20 protein-coding genes are annotated in these 18,083 nt (G+C 65.0%); 14 read left to right on the top strand and 6 right to left on the bottom strand.

All coding sequences use genetic code 11. The features are described 5' to 3' along the window. Window positions 1-130 precede the first annotated feature (130 nt). The 4 genes from AC2T3R_RS19730 to AC2T3R_RS19715 all read left to right on the top strand — a co-directional run bounded on the left by AC2T3R_RS19730 (window position 131) and on the right by AC2T3R_RS19715 (window position 4,402). Window positions 131-1,768 (top strand): phosphoethanolamine transferase, encoded by a 1,638-nt coding sequence (locus tag AC2T3R_RS19730; RefSeq protein WP_486744153.1) that lies wholly within the window; start codon window positions 131-133, stop codon window positions 1,766-1,768. 275 nt (window positions 1,769-2,043) lie between these two features. Continuing rightward, window positions 2,044-3,177: a ribonuclease D gene (gene rnd / locus AC2T3R_RS19725; protein ID WP_486744152.1), complete on the top strand. Its 1,134-nt coding sequence runs from the start codon at window positions 2,044-2,046 to the stop codon at window positions 3,175-3,177. Next, on the top strand, window positions 3,174-3,467 hold the full coding sequence (locus AC2T3R_RS19720; RefSeq protein ID WP_015271354.1) for a YcgL domain-containing protein: 294 nt from the start codon (window positions 3,174-3,176) through the stop codon (window positions 3,465-3,467). Before rnd ends, AC2T3R_RS19720 begins: the two co-directional genes overlap by 4 nt. 2 nt (window positions 3,468-3,469) lie before the next feature. Then, window positions 3,470-4,402, top strand: a complete 933-nt coding sequence (locus AC2T3R_RS19715) for a D-2-hydroxyacid dehydrogenase (protein ID WP_486744150.1) — start codon at window positions 3,470-3,472, stop codon at window positions 4,400-4,402. A 131-nt stretch (window positions 4,403-4,533) separates the two neighbouring features. Here the strand turns inward: AC2T3R_RS19715 and AC2T3R_RS19710 are convergent, their stop codons facing one another. Beyond that, window positions 4,534-5,127, bottom strand: coding sequence for a nitroreductase family protein (locus tag AC2T3R_RS19710; protein WP_039613991.1), 594 nt, complete (start codon window positions 5,125-5,127; stop codon window positions 4,534-4,536). A 144-nt stretch (window positions 5,128-5,271) separates the two neighbouring features. Here AC2T3R_RS19710 and AC2T3R_RS19705 point away from each other — a divergent pair, with 144 nt between their 5' ends. Both AC2T3R_RS19705 and AC2T3R_RS19700 read left to right on the top strand, forming a co-directional pair. Then, window positions 5,272-5,721 carry a YcgN family cysteine cluster protein gene (locus AC2T3R_RS19705; protein ID WP_015271351.1) on the top strand — a complete coding sequence of 150 codons (450 nt, stop codon included), beginning with the start codon at window positions 5,272-5,274 and terminating at the stop codon, window positions 5,719-5,721. Between the two features lie 41 nt (window positions 5,722-5,762). Next, entirely contained in the window at window positions 5,763-6,971 is a 1,209-nt protein-coding gene (locus AC2T3R_RS19700; protein ID WP_410953501.1) for a hypothetical protein, read from the top strand. A gap of 163 nt (window positions 6,972-7,134) precedes the next feature. On the opposite strand, the gene AC2T3R_RS19695 is transcribed toward AC2T3R_RS19700, so the two are convergent. The 3 genes from AC2T3R_RS19695 to AC2T3R_RS19685 all read right to left on the bottom strand — a co-directional run bounded on the left by AC2T3R_RS19695 (window position 7,135) and on the right by AC2T3R_RS19685 (window position 8,454). Further along, window positions 7,135-7,476: a YgaP family membrane protein gene (locus AC2T3R_RS19695; RefSeq protein WP_410953502.1), complete on the bottom strand. Its 342-nt coding sequence runs from the start codon at window positions 7,474-7,476 to the stop codon at window positions 7,135-7,137. A 62-nt stretch (window positions 7,477-7,538) separates the two neighbouring features. Next, the gene (locus AC2T3R_RS19690; RefSeq protein WP_015271348.1) at window positions 7,539-8,009 is read right to left on the bottom strand and encodes an RNA methyltransferase; all 471 of its coding nucleotides are present in this window, start codon (window positions 8,007-8,009) and stop codon (window positions 7,539-7,541) included. Between the two features lie 73 nt (window positions 8,010-8,082). Next, complete coding sequence (locus tag AC2T3R_RS19685) at window positions 8,083-8,454, bottom strand: YajD family HNH nuclease (RefSeq protein WP_003259546.1); 372 nt, start codon at window positions 8,452-8,454, stop codon at window positions 8,083-8,085. Between the two features lie 131 nt (window positions 8,455-8,585). Between AC2T3R_RS19685 and AC2T3R_RS19680 the strand changes: the two genes are divergently transcribed. Then, window positions 8,586-8,864, top strand: coding sequence for a hypothetical protein (locus AC2T3R_RS19680; protein ID WP_015271347.1), 279 nt, complete (start codon window positions 8,586-8,588; stop codon window positions 8,862-8,864). Between the two features lie 194 nt (window positions 8,865-9,058). Here the strand turns inward: AC2T3R_RS19680 and AC2T3R_RS19675 are convergent, their stop codons facing one another. Next, on the bottom strand, window positions 9,059-11,101 hold the full coding sequence (locus AC2T3R_RS19675; RefSeq protein WP_486744149.1) for a S9 family peptidase: 2,043 nt from the start codon (window positions 11,099-11,101) through the stop codon (window positions 9,059-9,061). A gap of 200 nt (window positions 11,102-11,301) precedes the next feature. On the opposite strand from AC2T3R_RS19675, the gene AC2T3R_RS19670 reads away from it, so the two are divergent. The 3 genes from AC2T3R_RS19670 to AC2T3R_RS19660 are packed head-to-tail and all read left to right on the top strand — an operon-like array spanning window position 11,302 to window position 13,127. Next, the gene (locus AC2T3R_RS19670; RefSeq protein ID WP_015271345.1) at window positions 11,302-11,808 is read left to right on the top strand and encodes a hypothetical protein; all 507 of its coding nucleotides are present in this window, start codon (window positions 11,302-11,304) and stop codon (window positions 11,806-11,808) included. A gap of 14 nt (window positions 11,809-11,822) precedes the next feature. Next, a complete protein-coding gene (locus AC2T3R_RS19665) occupies window positions 11,823-12,596 on the top strand; it encodes a class II glutamine amidotransferase (RefSeq protein WP_013973756.1) in 774 nt (257 codons plus the stop codon). A gap of 9 nt (window positions 12,597-12,605) precedes the next feature. Further along, complete coding sequence (locus AC2T3R_RS19660; RefSeq protein WP_003259551.1) at window positions 12,606-13,127, top strand: DUF2937 family protein; 522 nt, start codon at window positions 12,606-12,608, stop codon at window positions 13,125-13,127. A gap of 134 nt (window positions 13,128-13,261) precedes the next feature. Here the strand turns inward: AC2T3R_RS19660 and AC2T3R_RS19655 are convergent, their stop codons facing one another. Beyond that, window positions 13,262-14,173, bottom strand: coding sequence for a LysR family transcriptional regulator (locus tag AC2T3R_RS19655; protein ID WP_054573767.1), 912 nt, complete (start codon window positions 14,171-14,173; stop codon window positions 13,262-13,264). Between the two features lie 128 nt (window positions 14,174-14,301). Here AC2T3R_RS19655 and AC2T3R_RS19650 point away from each other — a divergent pair, with 128 nt between their 5' ends. From AC2T3R_RS19650 to AC2T3R_RS19635, 4 genes are read left to right on the top strand one after another with little or no spacing between them, the layout of a single operon-like run. Next, complete coding sequence (locus AC2T3R_RS19650) at window positions 14,302-15,588, top strand: MFS transporter (RefSeq protein WP_486744147.1); 1,287 nt, start codon at window positions 14,302-14,304, stop codon at window positions 15,586-15,588. Between the two features lie 9 nt (window positions 15,589-15,597). Next, the gene (locus tag AC2T3R_RS19645; protein ID WP_423770898.1) at window positions 15,598-16,377 is read left to right on the top strand and encodes a 5-oxoprolinase subunit PxpA; all 780 of its coding nucleotides are present in this window, start codon (window positions 15,598-15,600) and stop codon (window positions 16,375-16,377) included. Continuing rightward, window positions 16,374-17,060, top strand: coding sequence for a 5-oxoprolinase subunit PxpB (gene pxpB / locus AC2T3R_RS19640; RefSeq protein ID WP_486744146.1), 687 nt, complete (start codon window positions 16,374-16,376; stop codon window positions 17,058-17,060). The genes AC2T3R_RS19645 and pxpB overlap by 4 nt, the downstream gene beginning before the upstream one ends. Continuing rightward, complete coding sequence (locus tag AC2T3R_RS19635; RefSeq protein ID WP_486744145.1) at window positions 17,057-17,974, top strand: 5-oxoprolinase subunit C family protein; 918 nt, start codon at window positions 17,057-17,059, stop codon at window positions 17,972-17,974. The genes pxpB and AC2T3R_RS19635 overlap by 4 nt, the downstream gene beginning before the upstream one ends. The last annotated feature ends 109 nt before the right edge of the window (window positions 17,975-18,083 follow it).

The following is an 18,083-nucleotide window of genomic DNA, read 5'->3' as shown; positions in this document are numbered from 1 at the left end:
GGCGCCTGCTCACGAATTTGTTGGCGTCTTTTTCACAAAATATTGATGGCACGCTTTCTAGAGTTCAGCCAAGTTTCCCCGGTGCCGCGCAGGCCCTCGGGCTGATAATCACTCTTGATTGCGAACACTGATGCTCAACTTCAAATCCCTGCGGACTGAATGGGTCACGCTGCTGGCCAGTCTTTACCTGCTGATAGGCTTCAATGTCTTCCTCTGGCAGCATCTCGAACAGGTCGTGCCGCCCGGTTTGCCGGGGCTTTGGCTGAGCCTGGCGTTTGCCGTGCTGATGCTGTTCGCGTTCAACCTGATCCTCACGTTGTTCGCCTTCCGTTATATATTGAAGCCAATACTTGTCGTGTTGTTCATGAGCGGCGCGGGCGTGGCTTACTTCATGAACCAGTACGGCGTACTTATTGACGCGGGCATGTTCCGCAATATCGCGGAAACCAACGTGGCGGAAGTGCGTGACCTGCTTTCGTTGAAGTTTGCCTTGTATATCCTGGGCCTCGGTGTAGTGCCTTCGGTGCTGTTGTGGAAGGCGCCGATCGCCTATCGCGCCTGGCACCGTGAACTGCTCGGCAAGCTGGTGGTTGGCGGTGCCTGCGTGGTGGCCCTGGGCTCGGTGGCACTGGTCAACTACCAGGGCCTGTCGTCGCTGTTTCGCAACCACCACGAACTGCGCCTGATGCTCACCCCCAGCAATATCGTGGGTGCCTCCATCGGTTATGTCAGCGAGCGCGTCGGTACCGCATCGCGGCCCTTCCAGCATTATGGCGAAGATGCCAAGCGTGATGCCGCCTGGCAAAAGCACGAACGCAAGTCGCTGACCGTGCTGGTGGTGGGCGAAAGTGCGCGGGCAGACCACTTCGGCGTGCTTGGCTACAACCGCGATACCACACCGAACCTTGCCAGGGAACAGGGCCTGCTGGCGTTCTCCGATGTGCACTCCTGCGGCACGGAAACCGCCGTTTCGGTGCCGTGCATGTTCTCTGGCATGAAGCGCAAGGACTACGATGCCCGCGTGGCGAAGAACCGCGAAGGGTTGCTGGACATCCTCCAGCGTACCGGCCTGGCGGTGCAGTGGCGTGACAACCAGTCGGGCTGCAAGGGCACCTGCGACCGCGTGCAGTTCATCGATGTCAGCAAACTCCAGGACCCGCAGTTGTGCGCTGATGGTGAATGCCATGACCAGATCCTGCTGCAGGGCCTGGGTGAGCTGATCGACAACCTCGACAAGGACACCGTGCTGGTGCTGCACCAGATGGGCAGCCACGGGCCTGAATACTTCAAGCGTTACCCCGGTGCCGACCAGCGTTTTGCCCCGGTATGCCAGAGCAACGCGCTGGACCAGTGCAGCGAGCAGGAAATCGTCAACGGCTACGACAACACCCTGGCCTACACCGACAAGGTGCTGGCCTCGCTGATCGACACCCTGCGCAGCAAGCAGGACAAGGTCGACACGGCGATGATCTACCTGTCCGACCATGGCGAGTCGCTGGGTGAGTACAACCTGTTCCTGCACGGCACGCCTTACGCTATCGCCCCCGAGCAGCAGAAGCACGTGCCGCTGCTGACCTGGTTCTCCGACAGCTACAAGGAGGACTTCGGCGTCGACACCGACTGCCTGGCCAAGCTCAGCGATGCGCCGCTGTCGCAGGACAACCTGTTCCACTCGATGCTCGGCCTGTTGCAGGTGCGTACCGAGGTCTACCAGCAATCGCTGGACATGTTCGCCAGCTGCCGGCCATGGCTGGCGGCCAAGCGGTGAGGCAAAGCGCATTCAAAAACCGCTAGCTTGCGCGGTCTTTGTGGGAGCGGGCATGCCCGCGAAGCAGGCGACGCGGTGGATGGCACGGGCTTCGCCGGTGTTCGCGGGCATGCCCGCTCCCACAGGGATCGCGAAGCTTGCGGATTTTGCGCACGAGAGTTGCTGCTGCCTGAACACGCACAACAGCACCGCTGATCGATATCAAGGATGGCCCGGGTTTCACCAGCAGTGCCCGCGCCGTATATACTGCGCGCCAATGTTAGTGGGAGAGCCTCGTGGCCATCGAAATACACTGGATCCGTGACGACCAGAGCCTGGCCGAACACTGCCGCGACTGGCACCAGCTGCCCTTTGTCGCCGTCGATACCGAATTCATGCGGGTCGACACCTTCTACCCGAAAGCCGGGCTGATCCAGATCGGCGATGGCCAGCGTGCCTTCCTGATCGACCCGTTGCTGATCGGCAACTGGCAACCCCTGGCCGAACTGCTGGATGACAGTGGCGTGGTCAAGGTGCTGCACGCCTGCAGCGAAGACCTCGAAGTGTTGCTGCGCCTGACCGGCAAGCTGCCACAGCCGCTGTTCGACACCCAACTGGCGGCCGGTTATCTGAACCTGGGGTTCTCCATGGGTTATTCGCGCCTGGTGCAGGATGTGCTGGGTATTGACTTGCCCAAGGGCGAAACCCGCTCCGACTGGCTGCAGCGCCCGCTCTCGGAAACCCAGGTCAGCTATGCCGCCGAGGATGCCGTGCACTTGGCCGAGCTGTTCACCGTGTTGCGCCCGCGCCTGAGTGACGACAAGTACGCCTGGGTGCTGGAGGACGGCGCCGAGCTGGTGGCCGCATTGCGCCGCGAAGTCGAGCCCGAAAGCCTGTACCGCGACGTCAAGCTGGCCTGGAAGCTGGCCCCCCAGCAACTGGCAGTGCTGCGTGAGCTGTGTGCCTGGCGCGAGCGTGAAGCGCGCAACCGCGACGTACCGCGCAATCGCATCCTCAAGGAGCACTCGCTGTGGCCTATGGCCAAGAGCCAGCCGAGCAACCTGTCGGCGCTGGCCAAGATCGACGAGATGCATCCGCGCACCATTCGTCAGGACGGTGAGTTCCTCATCCAGCTGATCAAGCGTGCCGCCAGCCTGCCAGCCGAGCAATGGCCACAGGCCTTGCCCGAGCCTTTGCCGATCGAGGCCAGCGGCATCCTCAAGCAGCTGCGTGCCATCGGCCAGGCCGAAGGTGAGCGCCTGGGCATTGCCCCCGAGCTGATGCTGCGCAAGAAAGCCCTGGAAGCGCTGCTCAAGAGTGGCTACCCCAATGGCCCCTATCAATTGCCCGATTCGCTGCGCGGCTGGCGCCGTGAGCGTATGGGCCAGGCCCTGCTGGACAGCCTCGCAGGCGCCGGAGAGACCCGATGAAACGCATTTGCTCTATCTACAAGAGCCCCCGCAAGAACGAAATGTACCTGTACGTGCTCAAGGCCGACGGCCTGGAGCGCGTGCCCGAAGGCCTGCTGCCGTTCTTCGGCACCCCCGTGCACGCCTTCGACCTGGTGCTGACTCCCGAGCGCAAGCTGGCCCGCGAGGACATCGCCAAGGTGCTGGAAAACCTCGACAACCAGGGTTATCACCTGCAGATGCCGCCGCCGGAAGACGACTACATCGAGCACCTGCCCGAAGAGTTGCTGCGCCGTAACGACCCTGCCTGATCATGCGAGTACTGATTGCTGAGCATGATCATGCTCGATACGCCGAGATTTTGCGCGCAGCCGCGCCTGAGCTGGAAGTCCTGACCAGCGGCGACTCCGCCGAACTGGCACGCCAGGCGCCACAGTGCCCGGTGTGGCTGGGCCAGCCGGACCTGCTGGCAAGCCTGTTGCGCCAAGGCCACAAGCCGGGCTGGATCCAGTCCACCTGGGCCGGTATCACCCCGCTGCTGGCCGAGGGCCTGCCGCGCGACTATCGCCTGACCCGCGCCGTGGGCATCTTTGGCCAGGTGATGGCCGAGTACATGCTCACCTACATGCTCGGCCATGAGCGCGAGGTGCTGTCGCGGCTGGTCAGCCAGGTCGAGCGTCGTTGGGACGACCGCCCGGGGCGGACCCTGGAAGGGCGCAAGGTGCTGATCGTCGGCACTGGCGACATTGGCCAGCGGGTGGCCGAGTTCCTGCAGGCGTTTGGCGTGGTGCTGTATGGCGTTGCCAGCAGCGCCCGCGAGCAGGCGCCGTTCGTCGAGGTAGCGGCGCTGGCCGACCTGCCGCGCCTGGTGGGTCAGGTCGATTACGTACTCAACCTGCTGCCGGATACCCCGGCAACCCACGACCTGTATGATGCGGCACTGTTCAAGCGCTTCCAGCCCACGGCGCTGTTCATCAATGCAGGGCGCGGCGCTGCGGTGGTCGACGCTGACCTGGTCGAGGCACTGAAGGAAGGGCACCTGGCAGGGGCGGTGATCGATGTCTGCCGGCAGGAGCCGTTGCCCAGGCAACACCCGTTCTGGACGGCGTGGGGCTTGCTGCTGACCGGGCACAGCTCGGCACCCACCTCGCCGGCGGCGATGGTGCGGTTGTTTGTCGAGAATGTGCGGGCGTATGCGGCGGGGCAGGGGTTGCGAGGTGAAGTGGACTTCGCCCGGGGCTATTGATTTTGTAATGCCTGTACCGGCCTCTTCGCGGGCTTGCCCGCTCCCACAGGTATTGCGCCGCCCTCGAAGGGTGTGTTGTACCTGTGGGAGCGGGCGAGCCCGCGAAAAGGCCAGTACAGCCAATGCAAGGCTTACAGGCTGAAATCACCCTCGGCAGCCAGCTCGCTCAGTGGCTTGCGCGGGCTCGGGACTTCACGCGCCTGCAGCGCTTCGTTCAGGCTGGCCTTATCGCCCAGCTTGCCGATTGCCACCATGGCATGCAGCACGTAGCCTTCAGGAACCTTCAACTCCTGACGCGCCAGCTCCTGGTCGAAACCGGCCATGCCATGGGTATGCCAGCCGCTGATGCTGGCTTGCAGGGCCAGGTGCCCCCAGGCGGAGCCGGTGTCGAAGGTGTGCCACAGCGCCGGCTTTTCTTCCGTGGCGCCCGGGGCGGCGTAGGTGGTCTTGGAAATCACCAGCACCAACGCCGATGCCTGTTGCGCCCAGCTGCGGTTGGCCGGCACCAGCAGGTTCAGGTAACGCTCCCAGTTCGGCGTGTCACGGCGGGCATAGAGGAAGCGCCAAGGTTGCGAGTTGTTCGCCGACGGCGCCCAGCGTGCAGCTTCGAGGAAGCTCAGCAAGGTTTCCTCGCTGATCGGCTCGGCGGTGAAGGCACGTGGCGACCAGCGGTTGATGAACTGCTCGTTGATGGCGTAATCGGCAATGCGGGGGGTGGCGCTCATGGCGGCTCCTGCAAAAGGGCGGTAAACGCGCACGCTACTGCGTCGCGTCGCGACTGACAAGCGGTCTGGCTTTGCCGAAGGCCAGGCTCTAGACTGGCGCCGCCGCGCGCCGTGGCCCCAAGATGAATGCAGGAAACCCGTGTCATGATCGCTGAAAACGCGCCGTTCTGGCAGCGCAAGACCCTCGAGCAACTCAGCCCGCAAGAGTGGGAGTCGCTGTGTGATGGTTGCGGCCTGTGCTGCCTGCAAAAGCTCGAGGACGAGGACGACAACAGCGTCTATTACACGCGCATCGCCTGCAAACTGCTGGATCTTCACACCTGTCAGTGCAGCGATTACCCCAACCGCTTCGCCCAGGTACCTGACTGCATACAGCTCACCCCGGGCAAGGCCGACCAGTTCAAGTGGCTGCCGAGTACCTGCGGCTACCGCCTGGTCAGTGAGGGCAAGGACCTGCCGGCCTGGCACCACCTGGTCTGCGGTGATCGCCAGCAGGTCCATGAACAGCGCATTTCCCAGTCGGGGCGCATGCTCAGTGAACACGATGTGCACGAAGACGACTGGGAAGACCACCTGATCTTCCGCGCCAGCTGACCGGCGCGGCCCGCTGCCACGGGGAAACAAGGAGTTTCTGTATGCGTTGCCAGCTGTTGTTGCTGTTGGGCCTGATGGCCAGTTCGCCGGCCTGGGCGAAAAAGGTCGACCTCGACTATCAGGTGCGCCTGTTGCCAGCCAGCGGCCAGGCGGAGGTCCGCCTAACCTTGGCCGAAGGCAGTGCCGTGCGCAGTCTGAATTTCGACCTGGGCAAGGCTGGGGCCTACAGCGGCTTCCAGGCTGATGGCCAATGGCAGTTGCAGGGCCAGCGCGGCGTGTGGCAACCGGCGGCCGGCAAGACCAGCCTCAGCTACCGCGTGCAGCTGGACCAGAAACGCGGCAGCGGCGCCTATTCATCGCGCATCACCCCGCATTGGGCGCTGTTCCTCGGCGACCAGCTGGTGCCGCCTGCGCGCCTCGACCAGCAGGATGGCACCGAACTGGTGGCGCGGCTGGCGTTCGACCTGCCGGATGGCTGGAAGAGCATTGAGACCTCCTGGCCGCGCATCGGCAAGGACAAGTTCCGCATCGACAACGTTTCGCGCCTGTTCGACCGCCCCACAGGCTGGATGCTCGCCGGCGACCTGGGCAGCCGCCGCGCCCGCCTGGGCGAAACCGAGGTCACCGTGGCCGCACCGGTGGGGCAGGGTATGCGGCGCATGGACAACCTGACCATGCTGACCTTTGTCTGGCCGCAATTGCAGGCGGTTTTCCCGCGCAACCCGCCGAAGCTACTGTTGGTCGGCGCTCGCGACGGCATGTGGCGTGGGGCGACTGCCGCGCAGGGCTCGTTGTACCTGCACAGTGCCCGGCCGATGGTCAGCGAGAATGGCAGCAGCCCGTTGCTGCGCGAAGTGGTGCAACTGTTTGCGCAGATCCATGGGCGTGATGGCAGTGACTGGCTGGTGGAAAGCCTGAACGACTACTATGCCAGCGAGTTGCTGCGCCGCTCGGGCGGGGTGAGTGACGACCGTTACGAGGCTTGGCAAGCGCGCCTGAGTAAGCAGGGCGCCAAGGTCACCCGGCTCAAGGGCGAGCATGCCACCCCGGCGCAGGTGGCGCGCGGGGTGATGCTGTTGCAAGCGCTGGACAAGGAAATCCGCATCCACACTCAGGCCAAACGCTCGCTGGACGATGTGGCACGCGGGTTGATGCGCCTGCCCAGCGTCAGCACCGAAGACTTCGTGCAGATCAGCGAGAACGTGCTGGGGCGGCGCTCAGAGGTGTTGCAGAGCAAGGCGTTGCGCTAGGCCTCTCTATTGCCAGTGCTGACCCTTTCGCGGGCACGCCCGCTCCCACAGGTGCCGCGCAAGTTTCGAAGAGGTCGGCACAGGCCAGTGATGTTCCGACAGCCATGAGGTCCCTGTGGGAGCGGGCGTGCCCGCGAAAGGGCCGGCACAGGCAGTGCAAAACTCAACTGCCAGCCAACGGATCCTTCCCGGTTACCGTCACCCCGCGCGTCGCCGCCTCGGCACTGGCCTTCAACGCCTTCAGTTCCGCAGCACTGCGCTCGATGTCCGAACGCAAGCGGTGATACTCCTGGCGGTGCCGCTGCCACCAGGCCTTGGTCGCACAATGCCCGCTGAAGCCCCGAGCCAGTGCCAGGCCGCCAACTGCGATCTGCAACAACCCGACCAGGCCGCCGTGGCGCAGCCCCTTGCTGACCATCAACGCGCCGCCAGCCAGCGAACTGGCGCGCTCCAGGCCATGAACGTTCTTGTCTTGCGATGTCGCTGCCGAATGGATATCAAGCATGGCAAGGTCTCCGTCTGAAGTGTATGCAGGTGACCTGTCGGCCGCCGCCATCGTTCAGTCGGCTATTTGAACCTGGGCCCCGAACGGGTATTCAGCCCCTTGGCCATGCGGTCATACAGCACCACATTCACCGTCGCTGCGAGGTTCATGCAGCCCTCGGTCGGAATGTAGATGGTCTCTTCGCACCATGCCCGCACATCGGCACTGAGGCTGCCGTCTTCCGGCCCGAAGATGTAGATGGCCCGGTCCGGGTGGGTGTATTCCGGCAATGGCCGCGCGCCCTCCACCAACTCCACGGCCACCGGCGTGCAGCCCAGCGGGATGATGCGCTGCAGGTCATCGATGCCGATCAGCGGGATGTCGTAGTGCACGCGCTTGGTGTCGGTGACGAAGTCACGCGCACGCTCGTAGCGTTTGCCGGTGTAGAACACCGAATTGACGCCGTAGCAACCCGCGGCGCGCATCACCGAGCCGACGTTTTCTGCTGACTTGGGGTTGAACAGGCCGATGCAGCTGTATCGTTTGTTTGCCACGTACCGGGGCCCTTCGCGAAAAAAAGCGCGATTATACGGGCTGCCCGGTAGCAACGGGGTGGTGAATCGATGGTCAGTCTTTCTTCAGCATGCCCGCCAGCCCGGCGAACGGGTTGTGGGTGGCCTTGGCGATGCTCGGGGTGCTGGTGGAGCCTTCGCTGAAGTACTGCTGGTCGGTATAGCGCGAGTGCTCGTTGTCGTGGCAGTACAGGCACAGCAGCTCCCAGTTGGAGCCGTCCTGCGGGTTGTTGTCGTGGTTGTGGTCGCGGTGGTGCACGGTCAGCTCGCTCAGGCGCTTGCCGGAGAACTCGCGGGCGCAGCGGCCGCAGACGTGCGGGTACATTTTCAGGGCCTTGTCGCGGTAGCCCATTTCCTTGTCGCGCTTGGCATCGGCCAGGATGCGGTCCAGGCGCGCGGTGGCGGCGGCGGAAGAGGTGGAGCTCATGGTGTTTCCTTTGTTCTGATCAGGCAAATGACGGTTATGCGCTGAGTCTAGCGCGCTTGCGGGGCAGGCGGACAGGCGAAAGCTTTGATTTAGGCGTAGCCTGTAGGAAGGTTCCCGACAGGAGGTTGCTGATGTTTCGCGCGATCCTCGTTGTGCTGTTGTTGGCCGGCCTGCCCATGGCCGAAGCTGCCAGCACGCCACCCCGGTTGAGCACGCCGGTGCCCGGTGCACCGGGTACGCCTACGCCTACGCCATATCCGCAGATTACCCCGAGTACGCCGCCCAAGGCCTATGACAGCCAGCCGGGGGCGCCACTGTTACCGCCGATGCCGGTGCCCGGGCCACCGAAGGACCAGCCATTGCCGGGGTTGCGCCAGGACCCGCCGAAGCCGGCGGTGCAGGATGATTGAATTCAGCCGGCTGCCCCGGTTTTCTGTGGGAGCGGGTTTACCCGCGAAGCAGACGCCGCGGTGGATGGCACGGGCTTCGCCCGTGTTCGCGGGTAAACCCGCTCCTACAGGGATCGCGCAGGATTCAGGACATGCGCGATCCCTGTGGGAGCGGCCTTGTGTCGCGAAAGGGGCGCAAAGCGCCCCCGGCTCTCTCAAGCCAGACCTAGCTCACCAAACACGAACGCATATTCCAAGGCCACATCCTTGAGCCCCTGATACCGCCCGCTCATCCCGCCATGCCCAGCCCCCATCTCGGTCTTGAGCAGCAGCAGGTTATCGTCGGTCTTTCGCGTGCGCAGCCGCGCCACCCACTTGGCCGCTTCCCAGTACTGCACGCGGCTGTCGTTGTAGCCCGCCACCACCAGCATCGCCGGGTAGGCCTGTTCCTTCACGTTCTCGTACGGTGCATAGGCCTTGATCCGCTCATACACCTCCGGCTCCTCAGGGTTACCCCATTCGTCGTACTCGGTCACGGTCAGCGGCAGCTCGGGGTCGAGCATGGTGTTGAGCACGTCGACGAACGGTACTTCGGCAATCGCACAGCGGAACAGCTCGGGGCGCAGGTTGAGCACAGCGCCCATCAGCAGGCCACCGGCGCTGCCGCCACTGATGGCCAGGCGGTCGGCAGCCGTGACACCCTCGGCGACCAGGTGCTCGGCACAGGCGATGAAATCGCTGAAGGTGTTGTGCTTGTGCTCCTGCTTGCCGGCGCGGTACCAGGCTTCGCCCAGTTCGCCACCACCACGCACATGAGCGATGGCAAAGGCCACGCCGCGCTCCAGCAGGCTCAGGCGCGCGTGCGAGAACCACGGGTCGAGGCTTTCGCCATAGGCGCCGTAGCCATACAGGTACAGCGGCACGGTCTGGCCCAGGTCCTGGCGGCGGCGCACCAGGCTGATCGGCACCCGGGTGCCGTCCGCTGCGGTAGCCCACAGGCGCTCGCTGACATAGTCGTCGGCATCGAACGGCCCCAGCACCGGGGTTTGCTTGAGCACCGCCTGGGCACCGCTGGCCAGCTCCAGCTGGCGTACCTGGGCTGGGCGGTTGAGTGCTTCGTAGCGCAGGCGCAAGCGTGGGCTGGCGAATTCCAGGCTGTCCTGCACGTACAGGCTGTAGGCCGCGTCGGGCAGTTCGACGCGGTAGGGTGCCAGGCCCTGCGGGCGTACCTCGATGATCGGCAGGCCGCCTTCGCGCAGGCTCAGGGTCAGCGCGCCGGCATTCAGGCTGAGGCCTTCGAGCATGATCGCGTCGCGGTGCGCTACCAGTACCTGCCATTGCTCACGGCTGGGCACCGGTGCGACTGGGGCGTGGTACAGGGCGAAGTTGATGCCGTCCTGGTTGGTGCGGATGAACCAGCGCCACTGGCCGTCGAGCTGGCCGTGGTCGGGGAAGTACTCGTGGCCCTCTACGCGTGGCGCCAGGCAGGTGAACGGAGCCTGCGGTGTCTCTGCATCCAGCACCCAGGCTTCGCTGGTGGTCTTGCTGTTGAGCAGCAGCACCAGCTGGCGTTCGGAGCTGGTGCGGTAGCAGTGCAGGAAGAAGCGCCCGTCGGGCTCCTCGAACACGGTCTGCGCGCCGTCGTTGCCCAGGGTGTGGCGACGCAGGCGCCACGGGCGGTGGGTCTCGTCCAGTTCGGCGAAGAACAGCGTCTGGCTGTCGTTGGCCCAGGTCAGGCTGCCGTCGCAGTCGTCGAAGGGCAGGGAGGTGACGCTGCCACTGGCCAGGTCCTTCACGTACAGGGTGAAGATTTCGTCGCCACTGGTGTCCAGGCTGTAGGCCAGCAGGCGGTGGTCGGGGCTGACGTTGAACGCGCCGAGGGACAGGAAACCGCCATTGGCCAGGGCGTTGGGGTCGAGCAGCAGTTGCTCCTGGCTTTCATCGACCGTGTTGGAGTCGTCGGCCGGGCGCGGGCAGCGGTAGTGGCGCGGGTACTCGTCGCCCGCGGTGGTACGGGTGTAGTACAGGTAGGGGCCCCAGGGCGCCGGCAGCGACAGGTCGGTTTCCAGGATGCGGCCCTTGATCTCTTCGAACAGTTGTTCGCGCAGCGGCGCCTGGTCGGCCAGGCAGGCTTCCTGGTAGGCGTTTTCGGCCTGCAGGTAGGCAAGCACCTCGGGGGTGTCACGCTGTTGCAGCCAGGCATACGGGTCGGTGGCCTGGGCCTGGCGGGCAATCGGGGGTTGGGGCTTGGTTGGCATTGAGGATCTCTTGATTGGGGTTGCCTGTGCCGGCCTCTTCGCGGGCTTGCCCGCTCTCACAGGGACCGCACAGCTTTCAAGATCTGTGGTGAACCTGTGGGTGCGGGCAAGCCCGCGAAGAGGCCGGCACAGGCAAACACTGTCTGCGCCCGGAAAAGTGTTTATCATAGGCATCTCTTTGCCTGGCTTGCACGAACACCATGACCGAGAACGACTACACCCTCGCCTGGGGCCTTTACGCCGTTGCCGCCCTGGGCTGCCTGATGGTGGGCTTCAAGCTCACCGGCTGGATGTGGCGCTGGCTGCGCGAACCGCTGCGGGTGGTGCTGGCGGTGCTGCTGCTGACCCCGACCATCGTCGACCCGGTCAAGGACAGCTTCGCCCCGGCGATTGCCATCACCGCCCTCGACGTCGCCTTCAAGGTCGGCAACAACGCCTGGCGCGCGGTTTCCGACTTCGCCATGTACGGCATGGGCGCGTTTTCCCTGTATTTCCTCTTCGTGCTGCTGCGCTTTCCGCTGGAGAAACGCGCCCGCGAGCGCCGCGCGCAGGCCGAGGCTGCTGCCCAGCGCCAGGCTGCCGAAGATGACCAGCTCGGCGCCCAGGCCCCGCTGGCAGCAGAGCGCCGCGACCGTTACCGTGATGCGCCACCCCCTGTCGCCCCAGCCGTCTCCCGCGGCAGCGGCCGGGTCGAGCCCCGTCTGTAAGCGGAGACACGCCTATGTGCGAACTGCTGGGCATGAGTGCCAACGTCCCCACCGATATCGTCTTCAGCTTCACCGGCCTGATGCAGCGCGGCGGTCGTACCGGCCCGCACCGTGACGGCTGGGGCATCGGCTTCTACGAAGGCCGTGGCCTGCGCCTTTTCCAGGACCCGGCTGCCAGCAGCGAGTCGGAAGTGGCCAACCTGGTGCAGCGTTACCCGATCAAGAGCGAAGTGGTCATTGGCCACATACGCCAGGCCAACGTCGGCAAGGTATGCCTGTCCAACACCCACCCGTTCGTGCGAGAGATGTGGGGCCGCAACTGGTGCTTCGCGCACAATGGCCAGCTGGGCGACTTCAAGGGCCAGGCCAGTTTCTACCGGCCGGTGGGCGATACCGACAGCGAGGCGGCCTTCTGCGACCTGCTCAACCGCATTCGCAGCGCCTTCCCCGAGCCCGTTCCGGTGGAACAGCTGCTGCCGGTGCTGGTCGAAGCCTGTGCCGGCTACCGCGGCCAGGGCGTGTTCAACTGCATGCTCAGCGACGGCGACTGGCTGTTCTGCTTCTGTTCGACCAAGCTGGTGCACATTACCCGCCGGGCACCTTTTGGTGCGGCGCGGTTGAAGGACGTCGACCTGATCGTCGATTTTCACACCGAAACCACCCCTAACGACGTGGTCACGGTGATCGCCACCGAGGCCTTGACCGAGAACGAGACCTGGCAGCGTTACGAGCCGGGTCAGTGGGCCCTGTGGCGGCACGGCGAGTGCGTGGCGCACGGCCAGAGCTAAGGACGCGGCATGTTCAGAAGTTACCTGCGGTTGCTGTTGTTCACCTTCGGCCTGCTGGCCGGTATCCAGGTCCCGGGGCTGGTGAAGGACTACAGCCAGCGGGTCGAGGCGCACCTGTTCGAATCACGCGAGGCGCTCGACGGCTTCCGGCAGACCGCCGAACGCTTCTTCAATGGCGACCTGCAGGCGCTGCTGCGGCATTACCGCAGCAGCGACGACCCAGTGTTCAACAGTGATGCCAACAGCATCGAAAGCCTGATGATCCGCAACGAACTGCTGGAAAACGAATGGCAGGCGCTGCAAGCGCCATGGGCGCAACGTACCTGGCACGTGCTGGTGCAGGCCGACCCGCAGTTGCGCGAAGAAACCCTCAATGGCTACAGCTACCAGATCCTGCTGGTGCCCGAGGCGGTTGGCTGGGGGCTTGGTGCAGGGTTTGTGCTGGCCTTCGTGGTCGAGAGCCTGCTGCTGGCGATTGGCTGGGTGATCCTGGGCGGGCGGCGTGGGGCGGTGAAAGAGAGCTGGCGCTGATTTTTGCAGTGCCTGTGCCGGCCCTTTCGCGGGCTTGCCCGCTCCCACATGATCATCACAGGCCTTGAGAGCCATGCAGTACCTGTGGGAGCGGGCAAGCCCGCGAAGAGGCCAGCACAGACAAAGCCAATCAGTCAGACCAACACAATCCGCTGCCCACCCACATCCCGCGCATACCGCTCCAGCACCTGCCGGCAAACCCCGACCACTTCATCCACCAACGCCACCCCGGTCTGCCAGGCCACTACCAGCTCCAGGCTCGGCGGCGGTTGCAGCCCTTGCAGCAATACCAGCTCACCCCGGCTCAACTCGGCATCCACCAGCGCCGGCGGCAACGCACCAATGCCAAAACCGTCACGCAACAGCCGGGTAATCGCCGCCACCGAGTTCACGCAGTTCAGCCGTGGCGTTTCGGCCCCCGCGCCCTGCAGCAGGCTCAGCACTTCCTGGTGCGGCCGCGAGTTCTTCGAGAAGGTGATGATGCGTTCCCGCCCAAGCTCGGCCAGCGAGGCATAGTCGCGGTGCTGGTGCGAGCCGGCGGCCACCACCCAACCCATGGGGTAGCGCGCCAGGTCCAGGCTGCGGATCGATTGCTCGCGCAGCAGGTCGGTCTGCAGGATCACGTCGAGAAAGCCCTTCTGCAATTGCTCGCGAAGGTTCAGCGCAGTGTCGGCCACCAGTTCGATCTCCACCTGCGGGTAACGCTCGGTCAGCTCCGCTACCAGTGCGCTCATCCAGGTGTGGATCACCGTGTCCATCACCCCGATACGGATGCGCCCGACCTTGGCCCGGTCGCTGTCCAGCGACTGCTTCATGGCCTTGGCGGTTTCCAGCATGCGCTCGGCATATTCCAGCACCTTGCCGCCTTCCGGGGTCAGGCTGACGCCACGTGAGTCGCGCAGCAGCAGCTTCACGCCCAGGTCGGCCTCCAACGCGGCGATGCGGCTGGAAACCGAGGCCTGGGTAGTGAACAGCTTTTCCGCGGTCAGGCGGAAGCTCTTGAGCCGGGCGACCCAGACGAAGGTTTCGAGGAAGCGAAGGTTCATGATCAGTTTTTCTTGTTCCAGACCGGCGGTTTTTCTCGTTGGACGCAAATGGCGCGGCCTCTGAACAATGGCAGCCAGGCCGCGACTCATTGTCGCCCATAAAACAATACCAACAAGCCGAGGCAAGCATGAACCCCACCGGCGTGCAGCAGCAGGTCAGTTCCCCATCTTCGTCCGGGCCTTTCGCCTGGTATCGCGACATCGACTCACAGCAGCGCCGGACGTTCTGGAGCTGCAAGATCGGCTATGGCCTGGACGGCATGGACACGCAGATGCTCAGCTTCGTCATCCCCACGCTGATCATGCTGTGGGGCATCACCACCACCGAAGCCGGGTTGATCCACACCAGCACCTTGATCGCCTCGGCCGTGGGTGGCTGGGTGGCCGGCATTCTCTCCGACCGCATTGGCCGCGTGCGCACCCTGCAACTGACGGTGGTGTGGTTTGCCTTCTTCACCTTCCTCTGCGGCTTCGCCCAGAACTACGAACAGCTGCTGATCGCCCGTACCCTGATGGGCTTCGGCTTTGGCGGTGAGTGGACCGCCGGCGCGGTGCTGATCGGCGAGGTGATCCGCGCCCAGGACCGTGGCAAGGCGGTGGGCATGGTGCAGTCCGGCTGGGCCCTTGGCTGGGGCCTCACCGCCATCCTCTACGCGCTGCTGTTCTCCTGGCTGCCGGCCGAGCAGGCCTGGCGCGCGCTGTTCCTGCTGGGCCTGGTACCGGCGATCTTCGTGATCTTCGTCCGCCGCCTGGTCAAGGACCCCGAGGTATACCGCGAGGCCAAGGCGGTGGAAAACGCCGAGGCACCTGCGCAGTTCTACGAGATCTTTGCCCCGGGCATGCTCTGGACCACCGTGCGTGCGTCCCTGCTGACCACCGGCGCGCTGGGCGGCTACTACGCCATTACCTCGTGGCTGCCGACCTTCCTCAAGAACGAGCGCGGCCTGAGCGTGGTGGGCACCGGTGGCTACCTGGCCATGGTGATCGTCGGCTCCTACGTCGGCTATGTGGTCAGTGCGTACCTGTCCGACCTGCTGGGTCGCAAGAAGAACTTCATCCTGTTCGCCGTGGGCTCGTTCGTCATCGTGCTGCTGTACACGCAAATGCAGGTCAGCGACGGCGTGATGCTGTGGCTGGGCTTCCCGCTGGGCTTCTTCGCCTCGGGTATCTTCAGCGGCATGGGCGCGTTCCTCACCGAACTGTTCCCCACGCGTATCCGTGGTTCGGGGCAGGGCTTCTGCTACAACATCGGCAAGGTCATCGCGGCACTGTTCCCGCTGCTGATCGGCGTGCTCGGCCAGAAAGTACCGCTGGGCCTGGGTATCGGCGTGTTCTCCGCCGTGTCCTACGGGGTGGTGATCGTGGCGGCGCTGAGCCTGCCGGAAACCCGCGGCAAACAGCTGCAGGCGCGTTAAGGTAGGCATATGAACAACGACAACGGAGGCCGTGCAGTGGAACGCCTGCTACTCAATTGCGACATGGGCGAGAGCTTTGGCAGCTGGCGCATGGGCCTGGATGCCGAGGTCATGCCCTACATCGATTGCGCCAACATTGCCTGCGGTTACCACGCCGGTGACCCCGGCATCATGCGCCGGACCGTGGCCCTGGCACTGGAGCACGGGGTGACCATCGGCGCGCACCCGGCCTACCCGGACCTGGTCGGCTTCGGCCGCCGCTCCATGGCCTGCAGCCCGGAGGAAATCCGCGACCTGCTGCATTACCAGATCGGTGCGCTGGACGGCATCTGCAAAGTGTTGGGCGGCCGTGTGGCCTACGTGAAACCCCATGGCGCGCTGTACAACGACATGATGGCCGACCCGCTCAAGCTGCGTACCGTACTGGAGGCTGTGGCGGCCTATGGCGGCGGCCTGCCGCTGATGCTGATGGCTACTGCCGACAACCGCGCCGCCCAGGCCCTGGGCGATGAAATTGGCGTGCCGCTGTGGTTCGAAGCATTTGCCGACCGCGCCTACACCGCCAGCGGGCACCTGGTGTCGCGGCGCCTGCCCGGTGCGGTGCACCACGACCCGGCGCTGGTGGTGGAGCAGGCCGTGCGCCTGGCCCGTGGCGACACGCTGGTGGCGGACGATGGCAGTGCGTTGAGGCTGGCGGCCAGCACCCTGTGCGTGCACGGTGACAACGACAGTTCGGTGGCGGCTGTGCGGCAGATTCGCCAGGCTCTCGATGCCCTGGAGTCGCGATGAAACCCCGTATTGAAGTCGTGGCCATCGACAGCCTGATGGTGCGCCTGTTCGATGGTATCGACGAGGGCAACATGCCGTGGATGCTTGCCGCCAGCCAGCGCTTGCACGCGGCGTTCGGCAAGCACTTGCTGGACCTGGTGCCGTCCTACACCACGCTGATGGTGCAGTTCGACCTGCCACCGGGTGAGGCGAGGGCACTGATCATCCGTGCGCTGGAGGGCTTGCAGCCAGACACGGGCAGCGGTGGCCGCCGCCATGAGATCCCGGTGTGGTACGACGCCAGTGTCGGCCCGGAGCTGCCGGTGATGGCGGCCCGCAGTGGCTTGAGTGAAGCAGAGGTGGTCCGCTTGCACAGCGAGCGCGAGTACCCGGTGTTCGCCCTGGGTTTCGCCCCCGGTTTCGGCTTCATGGGCCTGGTGGACGAACGCCTGGCCAGCCCGCGCCTTAGCACCCCGCGCAAGCGCGTGGCGGCCGGCAGCGTCGGCATTGCCGAGCGCCAGACGGCGGCCTATCCAGCGGTATCGCCGGGTGGCTGGAACCTGATCGGGCGTACCCCGGTGCGCCTGTTCGACCGTGAACGCGAGGGCTACAGCCTGTTGCAACCCGGTGACCGGGTGCGCTTCGTGCCGGTTTCGCGCAGCGAGTTCGTGGCGTTGGGCGGTGATGTGGAGGCACAAGCATGAAGCAGTTGAAGATCGAGTCCAGTACGCCGCTGTGCCAGTTGCAGGATGCCGGGCGCTTCGGCGTACGCCACCTGGGCGTGACCCAGGGCGGGGCGCTGGACTGGGTGGCGATGCACTGGGCCAACTGGCTGCTGGGCAACCCGTTGGCGGCGCCGGTGGTCGAGGTGGCGCTAGGTGGTTTCTGTGTGGTCGCAGAGCAGGATTGTGTGCTGGCCCTGGCCGGTGCCGACCTGGATGCGCGGGTCGATGATCAGCCGCTGGCGCCCTGGCGCAGCTTTGCATTGGCCAAGGGGCAGCGGTTGACCCTGAAACAACCGAAGCAGGGCGTGCGGGCGTACCTGGCAGCACCTGGCGGCTTCCTGGGCGAGGATGTGCTGGGCAGCCGTGCCACGGTCGTGCGGGAAGAACTGGGCGGTATCGATGGCCAGGGCTCTGCGCTAGGCAAAGGCCAGCTGCTGGCATTTTCCAGCGCTTCAGCGACCTTGCGTGAGGTACCGGCAGCGCTGCGGCCACAGTGCGCACAAAAGCCTGTGCTTGACCTGGTGATCGGCGCACAGATCGGTGACTTCAGCGGTACCAGCCTGTTCGAGGCGTTCAACCGCGAGTGGACGCTGGACAGCCGTGCCGACCGCATGGGCATCCGCCTGCTGGGGCCGCAGCTGGTCTACCAGGGCGCGCCGATGATTTCCGAGGGGATTCCGCTGGGGGCGGTGCAGGTGCCGCCGGATGGGCAACCGATCGTGTTGCTCAATGACCGGCAGACCATTGGCGGTTATCCGCGGCTGGGGGCATTGACGCCGCTGGCGCTGGCGCAACTGGCGCAGTGCATGCCGGGCGCGGTGGTGCGGTTCCGGGCGGTGGTGCAGGATGAGGCGTGGCGGGAGCAGCAGGCTTACCTGGACCGTTGGCGATAAGGCTGCCGGCCTCTTCGCGGGTAAACCCGCTCCTACAGGTACGGCGCAAGCCGGGAGGCCTGTGCGGGACCTGTAGGAGCGGGTTTACCCGCGAAAGAGCCGGCACTGG

The sequence above is a fragment of the Pseudomonas sp. PVC-5-1 genome, from assembly GCF_057444345.1.
This window is presented reverse-complemented; position numbering and strand designations above follow the sequence as displayed.